The organism is Caldicellulosiruptor diazotrophicus (assembly GCF_017347585.1).
GTDB classification, from domain to species: domain Bacteria; phylum Bacillota; class Thermoanaerobacteria; order Caldicellulosiruptorales; family Caldicellulosiruptoraceae; genus Caldicellulosiruptor; species Caldicellulosiruptor diazotrophicus.
In genome coordinates this window covers 2,509,320-2,526,469 of record NZ_AP024480.1, presented here as the reverse complement: position 1 = coordinate 2,526,469, position 17,150 = coordinate 2,509,320, and the positions used below count along the sequence as shown (strand labels likewise).

The window sequence follows — 17,150 nt, the reverse complement described above, 5'->3', positions numbered from 1 at the left end:
TGTACTCATAGATTTAAAAATTCTTAAGAAGGTAACTTCCCTTTTCTCGGAGGAAAAACTTCGCATATTTTTTGAACTTTTCAATTATCAAAAAAGGGTATATTATTTCCCTGTAAATCTTTTCTTCAAAGATATTTTGTTGTATAATGGTATAAAGTGTATTGTTATTACTGAATCTGTCGAATACACAACAAAAAAGAAGGTGGACAAGAAAAATGATTTTTTATAATGCTTATCAACCAGAAGATAAAAACTTTGACTATACTCTTTTTCTTGGCGCAATCTTGCACGATATTGGCAAATTTTATATGAGAACAGAAAACCCTGATGCTAAAAAGAACATCTCAAGAGAATATGAAGCATTTTACAGAGAAGAAGGAAAGTATGCTCCGCGACATCAGGAGTGGAGCGCGTTTTTTGTCGAACATTTTTTGCCAGAAAGTTTAAAAACGGTCATATCTCTTGTTTTGTATCATCACAGACCATCTTCATACCAGCAGTTTTTGATAAGTGTTGCTGACAAGATCTCAGCCAAAGTCGACAGAAAGGATGCAGTCGAGGAAGAAACAGGTGAAGACAAATCAAAGTACTTAATCTCTGTTTTGTCTCAAATAAGCCTTGATGAAAAAAAGAGAAATACGAAAACACCTTATTATAAGCTTCTGAAAAAAAGGTATGAAGTTGAACCACCTTCTAATAGTTTCAATACAAATGCAAAAGAAGATTATCAAAACCTATGGACAGAGTTTTCCAGAAAAGTAAATGCTCTGAGAGATGGTTTTGGTAGTTCATTTGACTTAGAAGACTTTGCGACTGCTATTTACAACTTGCTTAGAATTTACACATACAACATTCCATCTGCTTTTTACTATTCGCAGCCTGACATATCCCTTTGGGCGCACAGCAAATCAACTGCTGCAATTGCATTTTGTCTTGACAGGCAGCTTAAAAAAGAGTTTTCGCAGGAAAATGAACGAGTAAAAATTTTAGAGGCTATGAACACAAAACTTTTGCCGGGCAATGATTATTCAATAAAACAAGAGGATTATCCATATTTTTGTATTGTCAAAGGTGATATATCCGGAATACAGGATTTTGTTTTCGACACCAAAATGGATGGTGCTTTAAAAGCACTCAAAGCAAAGTCTTTTTATATTTCGTTTCTTCTTGACACAGTTGCAAAATATATTTTAAAAGAAGAGGAAATGCCCATTTGTAACCTTATATTCAATGGCGGAGGGCATTTCTATCTTTTGATGCCTGCATACTTTGTAGAAAAACTTGAGCAGTATCAGAAAAAGATTGATAGGCTATTATTTGAAGCACACAGAGGTTCAATTAGCATTCTTCTTGATGCAGAAATAGTTGACCTTTACGATTTTGCAGGTAATTTTGGAGATTGCTTTGACAGAGTTTCATCGAAAATCTACAGGAAGAAAATTTCCAAGTTCAAAAGTGTTATTGAACAGGAAAATTTAAGGTTTTTTGAGCCGCATGAGGACTATGAACAAAAATGTCCTCATTGTTCAAGGGAGCTGAAACTAAAACAAGATGATTCTGATTTTTGCGAATTTTGTGAAAGCTTTGTTGACTTTGGCGACAGACTGATGAAAAGCTATTTTATCATAGATTCATGGGGGAAAGAAAAGGACTTTTCGGATTTTGATAGGGTAGAAGACATTTTTGAGGCATTTGGAAGAAAGATTTTATTTTCAAACCACTATGAAAGCATGGCAAGTACAATTGTTATTGACAGAAATCGACTTGAAAACTTGTTAGAAAGAAATGTAAATATTGAAAAAGGGAATAAATCAAATAAATTGAGATTTGAGATTGATTTTTATGAAGCTCTTGATATTTCAACACATGCACCTTTTAAAAATGAAGTTAGTCTGAAAACAATAGAAGAGATATCAGATTCTTCAAAAGGAATAAAGACATGGGGAATTGTTCGCGGTGATGTTGACAATCTGGGAAAAATTTTCAAAGAAGGGCTTGGCAAAGACAGTTCAATTTCAAGAGTGATGACTCTATCTGAGGAGTTTTCACTGTTTTTCGGCTACTATTTCAACAGGCTTGTAAGTGAGCAGCAGGACAATATTGTTGTTATTTATGCAGGTGGGGATGACTTTTGCATACTTGGTCAGTGGGATGTGCTACCTCATACAGCACACAAAATTTATACAGAATTTAGAAGCTTTTCATGCCATAATCCAGATATTACACTTTCAATGGGCTTTGAAATAGCACCAGATAAAAAATATCCAATTTACAGGGTTGCTATTGTGTGTGGAGATCATCTGGACAAAGCCAAAGAATACGAAAGAGAAGATGGTAGGAAGAAAGACTGCCTTGCGTTTGGCGGCAATTTTGTTGGCTGGGAAGATTATGATGATGTGGAAAAGTTGAAAGAGACAATTGCAGATTTAATTGGTAGCAAAAACGTTTCAAAAGCGCTTATAAACGGCATCTATGCCGTTTGCAATCTTAAAAAGATAGCACAGACCCAAGATGAGCTTTTCAAATCATGGAGGTTTGTATATTTCATGGCAAGGTTAAAAGATAGGTATAAGAAGTATTCAAAAGAGCTTGAAGATGTTTTACGAAAAATTATTGATAAAAAATCAAATTCTTTGTACAAGCACTCATACCTTGCAGCGCGCTGGGCTGAGCTTGAGCTGAGAAGGTAAAAATCAATTTTGGGGAGAGGAGAATTTGTTATGCCAGCGCAACAGAATGTAAATCCGATTGTTAGCTTGAAAAATGATATTTTGAGCAAGATCCAGACTGCGATTGACCCTTCAAAGGACAAAGATGGTACTGTTTTAGCTGAAGTTTCAGAAAAGACAGGTCAGCTTTTGAAAGATTGTGGTGTTACTGTTACTCAGCTTAGAAAAGTGTTCACAGAGGTAAAAAGACTTTCTCCTGATGATGAAAATTACAAATACAAATTGAATCTTTTGAAAGCAAAGCTTGCATACACAGCAGGAAGGTTTCCAAAAATAAAAGATTTCCAGGAGATAGTTAACAAAGCAATTCCTGTGGCTTTGCAAAGCCCTGATGCTTTGAGCAGGTTTAAAGACTTTTTTGAAGGCGCTGTTGCATATCACAAGTATTATGGCGGAAAAGAGCAATAATCACAAAAGGAGGAGACTATTGCCATGGATGTAATCTTGAAAGGAAAATACATCATAAAGTGCAAGATTAAAGCTGTAACAGGTCTTCACATTGGTGAGGGCAACAACAGCCTTGAGATTGGCGGAATTGACAATGCAGTTGTGAAAGATGCAGAAGGCAAGCCTTACATTCCAGGTTCTTCTCTCAAGGGTAAGATGAGATCTCTTATGGAGTTTGCAGAGGGAAAGGTAAGAGATAATTTGCTTGTTGTGTCGGTCAAAAGGGAAGGTAAACCAGAGATATGCATTCACATGTGCGATGATTTGAATTGTCCTGTATGCGGACTTTTTGGCAGAAACCATGGCTCACATGATTTAAAAAGTGGTGGAAAGATAGATCTTACAGACGCAGTCATCCCCACAAGGCTCATTGTTCGCGATGCAAAGCTGATAGAAAGCTCTATAACTGACGAGATGAAAGAGAACCTTGACCTTGAGTGGACAGAAGTGAAGTTTGAGAACAATATAGATAGAATAACATCAAAGGCAAATCCAAGACAGAGCGAAAGAGTTCCTGCAGGTGTACAGTTTTCAGCAGAATTTGTCATAAACAGATTTGAAGTTAACAGCAAAGATGACCAGAAATACTACCTTGAAAAGTTTATCAAAGCAATGAAGCTATTAGAAGATGATTACCTTGGCGGGCAGGGTTCAAGAGGAAATGGAAAAGTGAGGTTTGTTGATATAGAGATATTCTACAAGGATTCAAGCGATTATGAAAAAGACTCAAGTGAACTTCAGCCAATTGTGACGGCGAAAAGCCTTGATGATCTAAAACTTTCTTAACAAATCTGTTTTTTAAAAGGTGATAAAAATGGACAAAAACAAAATTTGCAGAGCTGTGATGAGCTTTAAAGCACCTGTGCACATTGGCGAAAAGGAAAAACTATACAACATCACCAGAGCGTTTGCGCATTCAGACACGCTTATGTCTGGCATAATAAATGCATATTCGCTGCTTTACGGCAAAGATGAAACTGAAAAGCTGATTAGTGAATTCATAAACGGCACACCACCGTTTGAGGTTTCGTCTACAATGCCGTATGTTAACTTTCAGTATTTTGTGCCTGTTCCTCTTGGCTTGAACATGGAAGAGTACAAGAATAAAGGAATAATAAATGCTGAACATCAAAAGGAGCTCAAGAAAATAAAGTTTGTAAGAGAAAAGGATCTGTTTGAAGGCTTTCCATTCAAATACAAGCCGGCAGGAAGCTTTCTAATACCGCAAAGTGAGTTTGAAAATGATAAAAAAAAGACTTTTTCTCTTGGCAGGACAAAGGAAAGGGCAAGAGTTTCTGTCGACAGACAAACATCATCTTCTAACATATATTACTTTTCTCATTTTGAGTTTGAAAAAGAATCAGGTTTGTGGTTCTATCTAAAGATTAACATCGAAAAGCTGGAAAATAAAATCAAAGCAGCGATAAGGCTTTTGGGCGATGAAGGACTTGGCGGCGATAGAACCTGTGGGCTTGGAAGCTTTGATGTTGATTTTAAAGATGATGTGCCGCAGTTCAAAAGCGATAAATCAAAATATTACATGAGTTTGTCTTTAGTTAATCCAAAAGATGAAGATGAGATAAAAAGCGTTGTGTATTACGAGATTTTGACGCGAAGTGGATATGTCTACTCCAAAGCAGGGCTTGGGATAAAGAGAAAAACTGTCAGTGTGTTTGGCGAGGGTGCAGTTTTTTCCAGTAAAATATGTGGCAGAGTGGTTGATGTCACACCCGAGAAGTTTTTAAGTCACAAGGTGTACTGTTTTGGGCTTGCCTTTTTGGCTCCTCTGCCGGAAGGGGTGATGCTGTTTGGCAGCAGATAGCTTTGAAAGCAAAACATACGAGATTGAGATTCTGACTCCCACAATCATAGGGGGACAGGATAAAATTCAGAGTTTTGAGTTTGTAAGAGAAGGAGAGTATTTGTACTTTTTGAACTTTGATAAGCTCTTTGAGAAAAACCTTTTTAAAGATAGCTTCATTGAAGAGCTTTCAAGAGGGCTTTCGTCAGGTGCAAGAGATTTTAATATAAAAGATATTTTGAAAAAATATAGCATAGATTTTAAAAAGGCGGTAAAGTACAGGCTTAGACTTGAGGGTGTTACAAGCCATTGCAAAGAAGTAGTTGCTTTTGTAAAAAGTGCAGGCAGGTTTTACATTCCGGGATCGTCGCTAAAAGGGGCAATGAGATCTTCTATAACAAAAGCTCTTTCGAAAAACCTTTTGCAGCTTTATGAGAATGCGCTATCAAATGCATACCAGAAGGCGTTGAACAAAAGCAGAGTTGATTCCAAGTTTGTAAGCCGTGATGCAGATGAGAAGATTTTTGGAACACCTTATGAATCGCCGTTCAAATACCTAAAGGTAAGCGACAGCAGCTTTGCAGATCAAGAGAGTGCAGGGATTTTTGAAATAAAAGTTTTGAACATATGTTCAAATCATGCAAAATGGTTTTCGAGAAATGGTAATATTGATGACCCAAGTCAGGCAACTGCCATTGTTGCTGAAGGATTGAAACCTGGTGTAAAGCTTTATGGAACTATCAAAGCTGAAAAAGATTTAATTGAAGGCAACAGCGCAGTTAAAGGGTTAAAGGAGAAGCTTTTGACAAGTGGAGCATCATCTTCACCATATGAGTTTGTTGCCCAGATTTTAAGTTCTGTTGCAAAGGATTATATCCAGAAAGAAATAAGCTTTTACTCAAAATATAATCAAAAGCAGATTGTTTCTGAGTATCAAAAACTTTTGAGTATTTTGAATTCTCTTGACAAAAATCAGTTTTTGCTCCAGATAGGATTTTCAACAGGATATCTTTCAAAAACTGTGGGAATATTTTTCAACAAAAACCATTTTGAAAAACTTTCAAGGGTAGATACTCAGTCGAAAATCTATCCAGACATTTTTCCAAAGTCACGACGGCTTTTGTTCAAAGATGGGAATATTTGGACAGTCCCCGGCTGGATAAAAGTAACCATTAGATGATGGGCTGTGATGAAAAAGTGGCAAAATACTTTACATTTCATTTCTGGGCAAGGGAGGATGGCGTATTTTTGCCATCCTCTTATTACTCTAAGGTATATGAAGCTTTGAAAAGTCTTCTTGCTACAGAGCAGTTTACCATCTCACCCATTAGAACAAAAAACAAAAAAGAGGTTGAAGATGGCATATGGGTGTTCGAAGATTTTAGAATATACCTTGCAACACCTTTTTTAGAGCTTGTTACACAAAACGTATTAAAGATTTATGAAAGTTTAAATAGCTTGTTTGATGGCATTTACTTGAAGAGAATTTCATGCATGACACAGCAGCCAAAGACAAGTGGAAATTTGCTCAGCGGTGTGTTTGTTCAAAAAGACGGGGCTTGCTTAGAATATGACAGACAGCCAGAGATTTTTTCAGAGATGCTAAGAAGGCAGCTTTTGAGCATCTACTACCAAAGGTTTGGAACATACCCAGAAGACCAGAGATTTTTCTTTGTCATAAAAGATGGCTTGAAAAAACAGCATGTGGTTCCTTCAAGAATTGAGTATTTTGGTAGATACGAAGTATTTGCCTCAACAGAGCTTCTTGATATGTTTTGTCAGTTGTTTTGTGTAAAGTAGATTTTGTAAAACTCTGCTATTCAACTTGTGCAGGCTGCAAACCAATTTTCTTCGCAGAAAAATTGACTTTTGTAAGCTTTTCATAGAGGGTAAATTATAAGTAGTAGGAAAGTGCTGCGAGGTGAGAAGCGATGTCGCTAAGTTCTCTTCTTGGCGCATCAATAATGCTCAATGGGCTTGCAGAAGGGTTAAAAGTTTTTGCAATTGTTGTTGTTCTGGGGTTTGTTATAAAAGGGTTTTGGCAGGGCTTTAAAAAGGCGCTTGCTAAGAATTAAAGTATTTGCAAAGAAATAATAGCTTCTGACAACACTCTAAAAGGGCTTGAAAGCCACAAAATGGCTTTTTCAAGCCTTTTTTCTTATTATCTTTTTGGACAGCCCCATTAATTATTTTATGTTCAAACATTCTCAATTTACCATGGATTTTCTCAATTCTTTAACTTTTTCAATCTGAAGCTCTGTAAGTTCTGCAATCTCTTCATCACTAAACCCCTTTTTTATTAATCTTTTTGCAAACTCTATTGAGGCTTCTAGTTTACCTTCGAGTTTACCTTCAAGTTTACCTTCAAGTTTACCTTCAAGTTTACCTGCCATGAAATCTTTTGTCTTTGCCTCATCTAGAAGTCTTGCAACATTTGATATAAACTCACCCATGGCATTCACTCCTCCTTCTTTCAACCTTCTTGCAACTCTATCGTACTCTGGCTTTTGATCTTCAGAAAGCCTTAGCCTTATAATGCGATACGACCATTCCAAAAATCTATCTACATTCTTTTTGCTCAGCTTCTTTAAGTTCTTCTCAACCTCTAAAAGCCTTCTTATCAGCTCACCCCTGTCTTCTCTTACCTGCTCAAGATAAAACACTATAGGTAGCAGTACATCCTTTTCTCTTTCCAAAAGCTCCTCTACATTAAGCTCTATTATGTCAACTACTCTGTATCTAAACACATCATCCTTAAATATGTCAAATGCTTCCATAAGGTCGGTTGATATACTCCATCTTTCACCTATTCCATTGTATACAACTATCGGTATAATTGCTGGCAGGATTTGGACCCCTTTTCTTATCTCCTCCGCCCATAAACTTATCATGTACTTTAAAATCTTTTGCTGCATCTCTTTTTTTACAGTTGACTGGTTCTCAATCAGAATATAAAAATATACTTCCCTGTCCTTTAGTTTTGCTTTTGCTACAATATCAGCCTCAACCTGCGAAAACTGCTGGGTAACATAGTTTGTCTTGACAAGCTCGATAGAGTCTTCTTCTATGATGTCTGCCCATGTATAGTATAGTATGTCTTTTACCAGCAAAAGTATTTCTTCTTTGTCTGAAAACAAAAACTTGAACGTTGTATCGTGCTCTTTTGGTGGCAATTTCTCGCACACAGTTTTTTCTCCTTTTTTCTTAGGTTGTATGGTTTTCTGTACACTTTTATTATACCACACTATGAAAGCAAAAGATACATTGCTTATTTCAGATTCCAAGAAAGTGACTACCACTTTCTTTTTTCAATCCACAAAGAAAAGTCTACCCACTCTTTCCTCTCAATTTCCAACAGGAAGGCTACAAACCTTCTCTTCCTTATCAATCCCCAAAGGGGAGGCTACAAACACGTTAAAAAGCTTGATTTTATTATATCAATATTATACACCCCTGTCAATGTTTTTATATCGAAACATCTGTGTAAAACTCAAATCAGCCCAGAAAAATCAAGCGATAAAAGCTTATTGAACCTTTCCGTCTATCCAGCTGCTGCCAGAAGGTTGTTCAAATCCATGTGCAGCAAATCTGAAACCGTATACAAATCAAACCTTAAAATTTTGCCACCGGAGGTCGGCAGATATGACTTTTGGTCAAAATGAAATAATATAAGTCATCTTTTGAATAATATTCAAAAACCATAATCTGTATTACTCTTGCTTTAAAAAAACAAAAACCACAAGCAGCTTTTTAACTCTAAAGCCACTTGTGGTGCAATTCTCTTGCTGTCAATTCAAAAGCTTTTTCCTCAATCTCTTTATCTCCTCAATATCAAGTTCGGTCAGCTCTGCTATCTCTTCATCTCTTATACCCTTTTGTATCATCTTCTTAGCTATTCTAATTTGACTTTCACGAATACCTTGTTGCAAGCCCTGCTGCAAACCTTGTTGCAGACCAAGGCTGAAATCTTTTGCTCTTGTTTTATTAAGAAGTCTTGCTGTGTTTGAGGGAGTTAAAATAAAATTGTGTCCACTGTATAATTAGTATTGAAATAATCACCAAGGGGGGTTTACGATTATGGTGAAAAATGAAATTTTTGAGACCGCTAAAAATATGGCTATCGAACAAATTATGTATTGCTTCCTGTGATGGCTCTATTTGCCCAGCTCTAAAACAGCTAAAAGTAAAATTTGCTCGATTGCTTTATGTTATCGGAAAGAAAAGTAGCCTTGCTAAAAACGAAAAAGACAAAGGCAATGGCTTTTATTGAAGTAAAACTTGCAACACCTGACTTGTGTCTTGAAATCTTTGTCCCTCGCACAATCCCTAAGAATTTCCGACCTTCTATCCTCTTCTTTCCGCTACAAAAGAGTTGATAGTTCATACACCGACCTTCTTATGTCTTTAGTTGTCAATAGTTATCCAGAACCGCTTCACAAGGCAGACAGAGGTGCTAAAACCCTCTTAAAATTTGCTAAGGGTATAATTCAGAGCAGTCAGCACTTTTACAGAAAAGATCCACTCAATATGACTTTTATGAAATTTCGAGATAGCCTCAAGTTTGATGATAAGGAGTGAAATGAATGTTCAATTGTGCTGCCGCTTTATTATAAACTTGACAATGATTTTTCTGGGTATCCGGGATTTTTGACAGAGGCAGCCAATAATATTTATAAGATTCTAAACAGCAAAAAAATAAAGATTTGGCGAACTGCAACATAACTGTTGCTGATTTTGTTAGAATGCATGAGAGAATGCTTTTAAAAGGTAATTTGGAGAAGAGCAAAGCTGCGGTAAAAAAGCTTTACGAACAGCTTCTGAAAAAGACAAATACTTTAAATGCTGCAGTTTATTGCAATCTCATGCTGTATATAGAAAAAAGTATTTTTTTTACGATAACCTTGGTTTAATTGCTCGTTCTAATTTAGAACTTTTTGTAAATGAGCTGAAAAAGAGGTATGAAAAACTTAAAGAGTTTGGATTTTCAAATAAAAATGTTATTGACCAGAAAAAACTTATTGATATTCTCAACAGACCAGACGAAAAAACGCTTGTGATATTTAAATCGCATGATCCTGATGAGCTGCGAAATCTTGCATATCAGATTGGCATGTCAATTTTTGAAGACAGGCGCAGAAGCGGCAAGATTGACCCTGTTGTAAGTTTTATATTTGACGAGGCTGATGAGATCATTCCGCAGGATGCAAAGGATTCATACGAGCGTTCAAGCGAGGTTGTAATGCACTTAGCAAGGCGAGGAAGAAAATTTGGCTTGGGGATAGGTATTGCAACCCAGAGGATTACTTACCTTAACACCAATATTATGGCACAGCCGCATACATATTTTGTCAGCAAGCTTCCGAGAAAGTCTGACCAGGAGAGAATAACAGATGCTTTTGGTATTAGTGAAGATATGTTCAAGCAGACATTCAAGTTCAAAAAAGGATGCTGGCTACTTGTAAGCTATGATGCAATTGGTTTAGAAGCTGTACCGTTGCCTATTTATGTACAAAATGCAAACGACGCTGTGCTTGAATTTCTGAGAACTCTTTAATATAACTAATCAAAGCGAGAAAAATAAATTTTATTCAATTCTAAACAGGCTCAAAAACTATCAGCATTTAAAAACAAACATCTCAAAAAATATTTTTCCAATAATGAGAAATAAAATTATTTTAAAAAGCAAGAATGTCATGACATCTAAGATAATCCATATGCAGGCTTACAAAATATACTTTAAAGTATAATAAAATAGAGTATAATAAACATGAGGTGATTTTTTATGAAAAAATTTATAAACCGCAGCAAAGAACTTGAGTTTTTAGAGAAACAGTATCAAGAGAAAAATTCATCGCTTGTTATCATTTATGGAAGAAGGAGAATTGGCAAGACTGCACTTATTAAAAAATGTATTCAACACAAGCCTGCTATTTATTTTTTGGCTTCTGAAGAGGCGGAGAATCAAAACATAGAGTATTTTAAAAAAGCTGTAAGCAATTTTTTAAAAAATCCTTTGATTGAAAGATTATCTGGTGTAGGTTGGGATGATATTTTTGATGTTATAGTAAATTCAAAAATTGATAAAAAAGTAGTGATAGTATTTGATGAATTTCAAAACTTGTGCAAAACAAATCCAGCTTTTGCTTCGGTTGTTCAAAGAATCTGGGATGAAAAACTAAAAAACCAAAATTTCATGCTTATTTTAAGTGGTTCTTTGGTTGGCATGATGCAAGAACATGCTCTTTCTTATTCAAGTCCTTTGTACGGTAGAAGAACAGGACAAATAAAGCTGAAGCAGTTTTCTTTCAAAGAAGCAAAAGAATTTTTTCCTGAAGTGTCAGACCACCAATTTATATGGATATATTCCATCATTGGCGGTGTTCCAAAATATTTAGAGATGTTCAAGTTTGAAGGCGATATTTACAAGGCAATTGAAGAAAATATTCTAAACAGACAGAGCTTCTTGTATGAAGAGCCTATATTTTTGCTTGAAAAGGAAGTTCATGAGGTAGGAAGCTATTTTTCGATAATTAAAAGCATTGCGCTTGGAAACCATAAACTCAGTCAAATTGCCCAGAACCTTTCTGTAGCACAAACAAAACTTACAAAATACTTGAATACTTTAATGGACCTTGATATTGTAAGAAGAGAAGTTCCAATAACAGAGGAGTATCCAGAAAAGAGCAAAAGAGGGTTATATTTTATAAACGATAATTTCATAGATTTCTGGTTTAAGTTTGTATATCCCTACAGAGAACAATTGGAACTTGACAATACTAAATATGTGCTTGAAAATATCAAGTCAAGAATTGTGACAAATCACATAAGTTTTGTTTATGAAGAAATTTGCAGGCAAATTTTAATGGATTTAGTAAAAACAAAAGAGATTGATGTTCAGTTAGACAGAGTAGGCAAGTGGTGGGATTCAAAGTCGGAGATTGATATAGTAGGAATTGGTAAAAATACAGGTCATGTTGTTTTTGGTGAATGCAAATATTCACAAAATGTAGTTGATATTGATGTATTTTTTAACCTTAAGAAAAAAGCAGAAAGTATCAAAATATTTCCTGAGCAAAAAGAACTTTATATTCTCTTTAGCAAAACAGGATTTTCAGAAAGGCTTTTGGAGTTTGCGAAAGAGACAAAGAATTTGATACTGATAAAGTTTCCATAGAAATAGCTCAGGTAGCAAGAACGTCTGTATGGGCAAAAAGGATTATCAAAACACTAAGATAAAGATCGGTCAAAGAAAAACCCAATCAAGTAAGTGCTGAATTTTCAATGCTAAATAGTCTAAAAGAAAAAGGATTATTGGGTGAAAATTTTAGTGTTTCGATTATACATTCTGATACTCCAGATGGCATTATGGCTGGGCTAATTAATAAAAAAGTAATAGAACTTATTTTTGAAGGTTCAACAGTTTTTATGGCAGAGGTAGAAGATGTGGATGTCTCAAATGAAGTGAAATTGCAAAGGTCCTTAGGGAATTTTATGCAAGTTGTTGGAAAAGAACTATTAAAGGGTTCAAAAGAAACAACTTTTTTTGCGCCAATTGGTGGCTACAAATACATGACTTATCTGGGATATGTTGCAGGTGCTCTTTTTGGTTATCCATCTGGGTATATGTACGAAAAAGATCAAGAGTTGCTTGTTGTGCCCCCAATTCCTATTGAAATAAATTTTGATTTAATTGCAAAAAACAAAAATTTTATAGCAAACTTGCTGAAAGCTGGGCAGCTGAGTTATCAAGAACTTAGTGAAGCTGAAAAAGAAGTTGTAGACACAATGCCTTATTTTTTCGAAAAGATAGTAGTTGATGGGCAAGAGATTGTAAGCCCAAATGCTTTTGCACAGTTTATTTTTGAAGATTACATCAATACAACAATAAAGGTAAGTACAGAGGTAAAAGAATTAATAAACAAAAATGAGCAGTATAAGAATTTTATTCATAATCAGTTGATGGAACTTATAAAGAAGGTAAAATTGTATTTCAAAAATTACAGGGAGTATCAGGGTTTAAAAGGAGAACTGCAACACAATGAAACTTGGGGAATAAATAAACCATATATTTACAAAGGGGTATCAAATGGCAGTAAATTTGTATTCAGATGCGCATATGATTTTGACAGTATCAACAGCGTCTTATCTATATACAAAATCTGGCTTAAACATGATGAGTATGAAGATGACTGCGGGAAAATTGCAAAAGGAAAAAAGATAATAGATATGGATAAAAATAAATTAGTTGAAATAGATATTGAGGAAGAGTGAAAAAATTAAACTTAAAAACTTTAAAGCCACAGGCAATGCAAAACAAATTATGCCTGTGGCATTTTTATTCAATACCAAATGAAAAGGTACAAATCCTTTCAACCTTATCAATCCCCAAAGGGGAGGCTACAAACACGTTCAAATGCTTGACTTTATTGTATCAACTTTATGCAGGGGTGTCAATGTTTTTTTATCAGTACATCATATCAAAATCCTGCTCAGTTCAGAAAAATCAAGCTCTTAAGCCTCATCTATCCTTCCGTCTATCCAGCTGCTGCCAGCAATTATGTCAAAGTCTGTAGCATAAGCACTGAAACCGAGTACAAAATAAACCTTAAAAAATATCCACCGGAGGTCGACAGAAATGACTTTTGGTCAAAAAGAAATAATATAAGTCATCTTTTGAATAATATTCAAAAACCATAATCTGTATTACTCTTGCTTTAAAAAAACAAAAACCACAAGCAGCTTTTTAACTCTAAAGCCACTTGTGGTGCAATTCTCTTGCTGTCAATTCAAAAGCTCTTTCCTCAATCTCTTTATCTCCTCAATATCAAGTTCGGTCAGCTCTGCTATCTCTTCATCTCTCATACCCTTTTGTATCATCTTCTTAGCTATTCTAATTTGACTTTCACGAATACCTTGTTGCAAGCCCTGCTGCAAACCTTGTTGCAGACCAAGGCTGAAATCTTTTGCTCTTGCTTCATCAAGAAGTCTTGCTACATTTGATACAAATTCACCCATATTCTTACCACCCCCTTGTTTAACCCTTTCTACTAACCGTTCATACTCCTCTTTTTGCTCTTCCAGCAACCTCGGTCGTATTATGTAATATGCCCACCTTAAAAATCTGTCTATGTTCTCATTGCTCAGTTTCTCTAAATTCTTCTCAACCTCTAAAAGCCTTCTTATAAGCTCATCCCTTTCTTCTCTTACCTGCTCTAAATAAAATATTATCGGCGTTAGCAAGTCCTTCTCCTCTTGAAGAATCTTTTTGACATCTACTTCAGACACATCTACTACTCTGTAACTGAATACATCATCCTTGAAAGTCTCAAATGCTTCCATTAAATCAGTAGAAAGATTCCATCTTTCCTTTGTTCCGTTGTACACAACTATGGATATGACAGGCGGAAGATTCTCTGCCCCTTTGCTAAGTTCATTCCACCACAGGCTTACCATGTACTTTAGTATCTTCTGTGCCATATCCCTTTTCACTGTCGACTGGTTCTCTATCAGGATATAAAAATATACTTCTCTTCCTTTTAGCTTTGCTTTTGCAACAATATCGGCTCTGAGCTGGGATAGGTGCTGTGTTACAAATTCGCTGTCATCAAATTCTATAGACTCCTCATCTATTTCATCTGCCCAGCTGTATCTGAGAATCTCTTTTATAAGCACAAGTAGCTCTTTTTTGTCTTTGAGCAAGAACTTAAAAGTGGTATCATGCTCCATTGGTGGAATTTCAGAGCTCAAGGCACTTTCACTCCGACTTATGAATTTTTCAGAATAAAATTCTACACTCTGTAGCCAAAGATGTTGAGTTTGTTTTATTTTTTGTCCAATTTAATTATACCACAAAAGCGGTCTCACAGTTTCATTTTTTTAATCTTCAAAGGGCAGGCTACAAACCAATGGTTTCAACAGAATTCAAGCACTTGTTGATATCAAGTTTCAATTCCCAAAGGGGAGGCTACAAACTATCAAAGCAAATGCAAATATGGGTGATGAGCAAATTTTCAATCCCCAAAGGGAAGGCTACAAACGCTACCGGTGCTATTATTCTAATTGATAGTACCGGATTTCAATCCCCAAAGGGAAGGCTACAAACAGGCTGCCGAATACGCAAAGCCTAAGCTTGAAGAAAGTTTCAATCCCCAAAGGGAAGGCTACAAACCAATTTTTTATTGTTCTGGTTATATTGTTGTTTTAAGTTTCAATCCCCAAAGGGAAGGCTACAAACCTTTATCAACCTCTAAAGCAGCCTGTTTGATTTCAGTTTCAATCCCCAAAGGGAAGGCTACAAACTGAACATTAGTACCTGTAACCAAAGCCTCTCTTGGTTTCAATCCCCAAAGGGAAGGCTACAAACTTACAGTTTAAACAACAAAACCTCCCTTTTCATAGTTTCAATCCCCAAAGGGAAGGCTACAAACGTATTGTTACTGGTAGGCTTATAGATGTTAAGGATTAGTTTCAATCCCCAAAGGGAAGGCTACAAACCCAATTGATACTAAATTGTAGATTCATGGAAAAATAGTTTCAATCCCCAAAGGGAAGGCTACAAACCGAAATGATAGAAAAAGCAATAAAAATTTTGCTTCGTTTCAATCCCCAAAGGGAAGGCTACAAACTAATTATGTTTGTTTTTCTTGTAGCAATATAAAACAGTTTCAATCCCCAAAGGGAAGGCTACAAACAAAAAGGAGGTTTAAAAGATGAAGTGGATAGAAGTGTTTCAATCCCCAAAGGGAAGGCTACAAACAAATCTTTGTCATTGTGCAACCATCTATAAGTTCCGTTTCAATCCCCAAAGGGAAGGCTACAAACATTGCCCGCTGCCCAATTAATCTTAGGTGTTTGAGTTTCAATCCCCAAAGGGAAGGCTACAAACATTGCCCGCTGCCCAATTAATCTTAGGTGTTTGAGTTTCAATCCCCAAAGGGAAGGCTACAAACCTGATGTTCCTTCAAATTCATTAGCTGTTGTTATTGGTTTCAATCCCCAAAGGGAAGGCTACAAACCTAACGTTCCAATATGCAGATGTATTTCTTGTGGCCGTTTCAATCCCCAAAGGGAAGGCTACAAACTATGACTATGAAGTTTGCAGCGTTAACCGTGCTTGGGTTTCAATCCCCAAAGGGAAGGCTACAAACTCTTTACTTACAGTGGAAATGCAATGAGAGGATTGTGTTTCAATCCCCAAAGGGAAGGCTACAAACTGGCAATTGGTCTGTACGGCTTGTCTTTGCTATATAGGTTTCAATCCCCAAAGGGAAGGCTACAAACTTTTTTATTTTGTCAAGTATTTTTTTAAAAAAATGTTTCAATCCCCAAAGGGAAGGCTACAAACTTATAAGAAACAATACATTTTATTTTGAATTTATGTTTCAATCCCCAAAGGGAAGGCTACAAACGGAGTGTTATGATGTTCAAAGAAGACTGGAACAATATGTTTCAATCCCCAAAGGGAAGGCTACAAACTATGGTTGATTTTATAGTGGATGGATTGTTAGTTTGTTTCAATCCCCAAAGGGAAGGCTACAAACTTATTTTCTCGAACCACAGTTGTGGATCGAGGTTTGGGTTTCAATCCCCAAAGGGAAGGCTACAAACGTATCGCCAAAATTGAAAAGACGGCATAAAATATTGTTTCAATCCCCAAAGGGAAGGCTACAAACCGTCGGTTCAGGTGCCTACCTGGATCGCAGCGCACAGGTTTCAATCCCCAAAGGGAAGGCTACAAACTAATTCCCAAGTTTCAATAACTTGACCATCTTTGAGTTTCAATCCCCAAAGGGAAGGCTACAAACTATCAACAATTGTGTTTTTATTGCCCTGGCTAATCTGTTTCAATCCCCAAAGGGAAGGCTACAAACCGAAAGCAGTCCTTCTCAATGTTGTGAGAAGGACTAGTTTCAATCCCCAAAGGGAAGGCTACAAACTATTTATGCATTTACAGAATTGTGCTTGCAAATTTAGTTTCAATCCCCAAAGGGAAGGCTACAAACTGAACAAGTTAAAAAAGGCAAAATTCATGTATTTGAGTTTCAATCCCCAAAGGGAAGGCTACAAACCAATAATTCTTCAAAATCAACATTATATCGATTAGCAGTTTCAATCCCCAAAGGGAAGGCTACAAACGGTAAAAAATGTTAGAGAGAAATTTAATTAAAAAAAGT

General features: G+C 36.0%; 13 protein-coding genes, 2 pseudogenes and 1 CRISPR repeat array (1 of these 16 only partly in view). Of the genes and pseudogenes, 12 read left to right on the top strand and 3 right to left on the bottom strand.

Features of this window, described 5'->3' with window-relative positions; genetic code table 11:
- Nucleotides 1-215: 215 nt before the first annotated feature.
- The 7 genes from cas10 to CaldiYA01_RS11765 all read left to right on the top strand — a co-directional run bounded on the left by cas10 (nt 216) and on the right by CaldiYA01_RS11765 (nt 7,052).
- Nucleotides 216-2,690 carry a type III-A CRISPR-associated protein Cas10/Csm1 gene (cas10, locus tag CaldiYA01_RS11795; RefSeq protein WP_207179995.1) on the top strand — a complete coding sequence of 825 codons (2,475 nt, stop codon included), beginning with the start codon at nt 216-218 and terminating at the stop codon, nt 2,688-2,690.
- A gap of 30 nt (nt 2,691-2,720) precedes the next feature.
- Nucleotides 2,721-3,137, top strand: coding sequence for a type III-A CRISPR-associated protein Csm2 (csm2, locus tag CaldiYA01_RS11790; RefSeq protein WP_207179994.1), 417 nt, complete (start codon nt 2,721-2,723; stop codon nt 3,135-3,137).
- Between the two features lie 24 nt (nt 3,138-3,161).
- Entirely contained in the window at nt 3,162-3,962 is an 801-nt protein-coding gene (gene csm3, locus CaldiYA01_RS11785; RefSeq protein ID WP_207179992.1) for a type III-A CRISPR-associated RAMP protein Csm3, read from the top strand.
- 28 nt (nt 3,963-3,990) lie between these two features.
- Nucleotides 3,991-4,998, top strand: coding sequence for a type III-A CRISPR-associated RAMP protein Csm4 (gene csm4 / locus CaldiYA01_RS11780; protein WP_207179990.1), 1,008 nt, complete (start codon nt 3,991-3,993; stop codon nt 4,996-4,998).
- Entirely contained in the window at nt 4,985-6,157 is a 1,173-nt protein-coding gene (gene csm5, locus CaldiYA01_RS11775) for a type III-A CRISPR-associated RAMP protein Csm5 (protein WP_207179988.1), read from the top strand. The genes csm4 and csm5 overlap by 14 nt, the downstream gene beginning before the upstream one ends.
- A 17-nt stretch (nt 6,158-6,174) precedes the next feature.
- Complete coding sequence (locus CaldiYA01_RS11770) at nt 6,175-6,777, top strand: hypothetical protein (RefSeq protein WP_238480545.1); 603 nt, start codon at nt 6,175-6,177, stop codon at nt 6,775-6,777.
- A gap of 131 nt (nt 6,778-6,908) precedes the next feature.
- Complete coding sequence (locus CaldiYA01_RS11765) at nt 6,909-7,052, top strand: hypothetical protein (protein WP_207179984.1); 144 nt, start codon at nt 6,909-6,911, stop codon at nt 7,050-7,052.
- 132 nt (nt 7,053-7,184) lie between these two features.
- Here the strand turns inward: CaldiYA01_RS11765 and CaldiYA01_RS11760 are convergent, their stop codons facing one another.
- Nucleotides 7,185-8,162 (bottom strand): Rpn family recombination-promoting nuclease/putative transposase, encoded by a 978-nt coding sequence (locus CaldiYA01_RS11760; protein WP_207179982.1) that lies wholly within the window; start codon nt 8,160-8,162, stop codon nt 7,185-7,187.
- 603 nt (nt 8,163-8,765) lie between these two features.
- On the bottom strand, nt 8,766-8,906 hold the full coding sequence (locus CaldiYA01_RS12375; protein ID WP_238480544.1) for a hypothetical protein: 141 nt from the start codon (nt 8,904-8,906) through the stop codon (nt 8,766-8,768).
- 148 nt (nt 8,907-9,054) lie between these two features.
- On the opposite strand from CaldiYA01_RS12375, the pseudogene CaldiYA01_RS12370 reads away from it, so the two are divergent.
- The 5 genes and pseudogenes from CaldiYA01_RS12370 to CaldiYA01_RS11735 all read left to right on the top strand — a co-directional run.
- Nucleotides 9,055-9,405, top strand: a pseudogene (locus CaldiYA01_RS12370) (IS256 family transposase); the annotation flags it as partial.
- A gap of 165 nt (nt 9,406-9,570) precedes the next feature.
- On the top strand, nt 9,571-9,699 hold the full coding sequence (locus tag CaldiYA01_RS12425; protein WP_269076402.1) for a hypothetical protein: 129 nt from the start codon (nt 9,571-9,573) through the stop codon (nt 9,697-9,699).
- Between the two features lie 130 nt (nt 9,700-9,829).
- Nucleotides 9,830-10,531, top strand: coding sequence for an FtsK/SpoIIIE domain-containing protein (locus tag CaldiYA01_RS11745; RefSeq protein ID WP_238480543.1), 702 nt, complete (start codon nt 9,830-9,832; stop codon nt 10,529-10,531).
- 228 nt (nt 10,532-10,759) lie between these two features.
- Nucleotides 10,760-12,151 (top strand): ATP-binding protein, encoded by a 1,392-nt coding sequence (locus CaldiYA01_RS11740; RefSeq protein WP_207179972.1) that lies wholly within the window; start codon nt 10,760-10,762, stop codon nt 12,149-12,151.
- Nucleotides 12,152-12,249: 98 nt separating this feature from the next.
- Nucleotides 12,250-13,248: pseudogene (locus tag CaldiYA01_RS11735) on the top strand (CRISPR-associated protein); the annotation flags it as partial.
- 510 nt (nt 13,249-13,758) lie between these two features.
- Here CaldiYA01_RS11735 and CaldiYA01_RS11730 read toward each other — a convergent pair.
- Nucleotides 13,759-14,724, bottom strand: coding sequence for an Rpn family recombination-promoting nuclease/putative transposase (locus tag CaldiYA01_RS11730; RefSeq protein ID WP_207179970.1), 966 nt, complete (start codon nt 14,722-14,724; stop codon nt 13,759-13,761).
- A 126-nt stretch (nt 14,725-14,850) separates the two neighbouring features.
- A CRISPR array of direct repeats spans nt 14,851-17,150; the repeat unit is 30 nt; unit sequence GTTTCAATCCCCAAAGGGAAGGCTACAAAC (it continues 2,267 nt past the right edge of the window).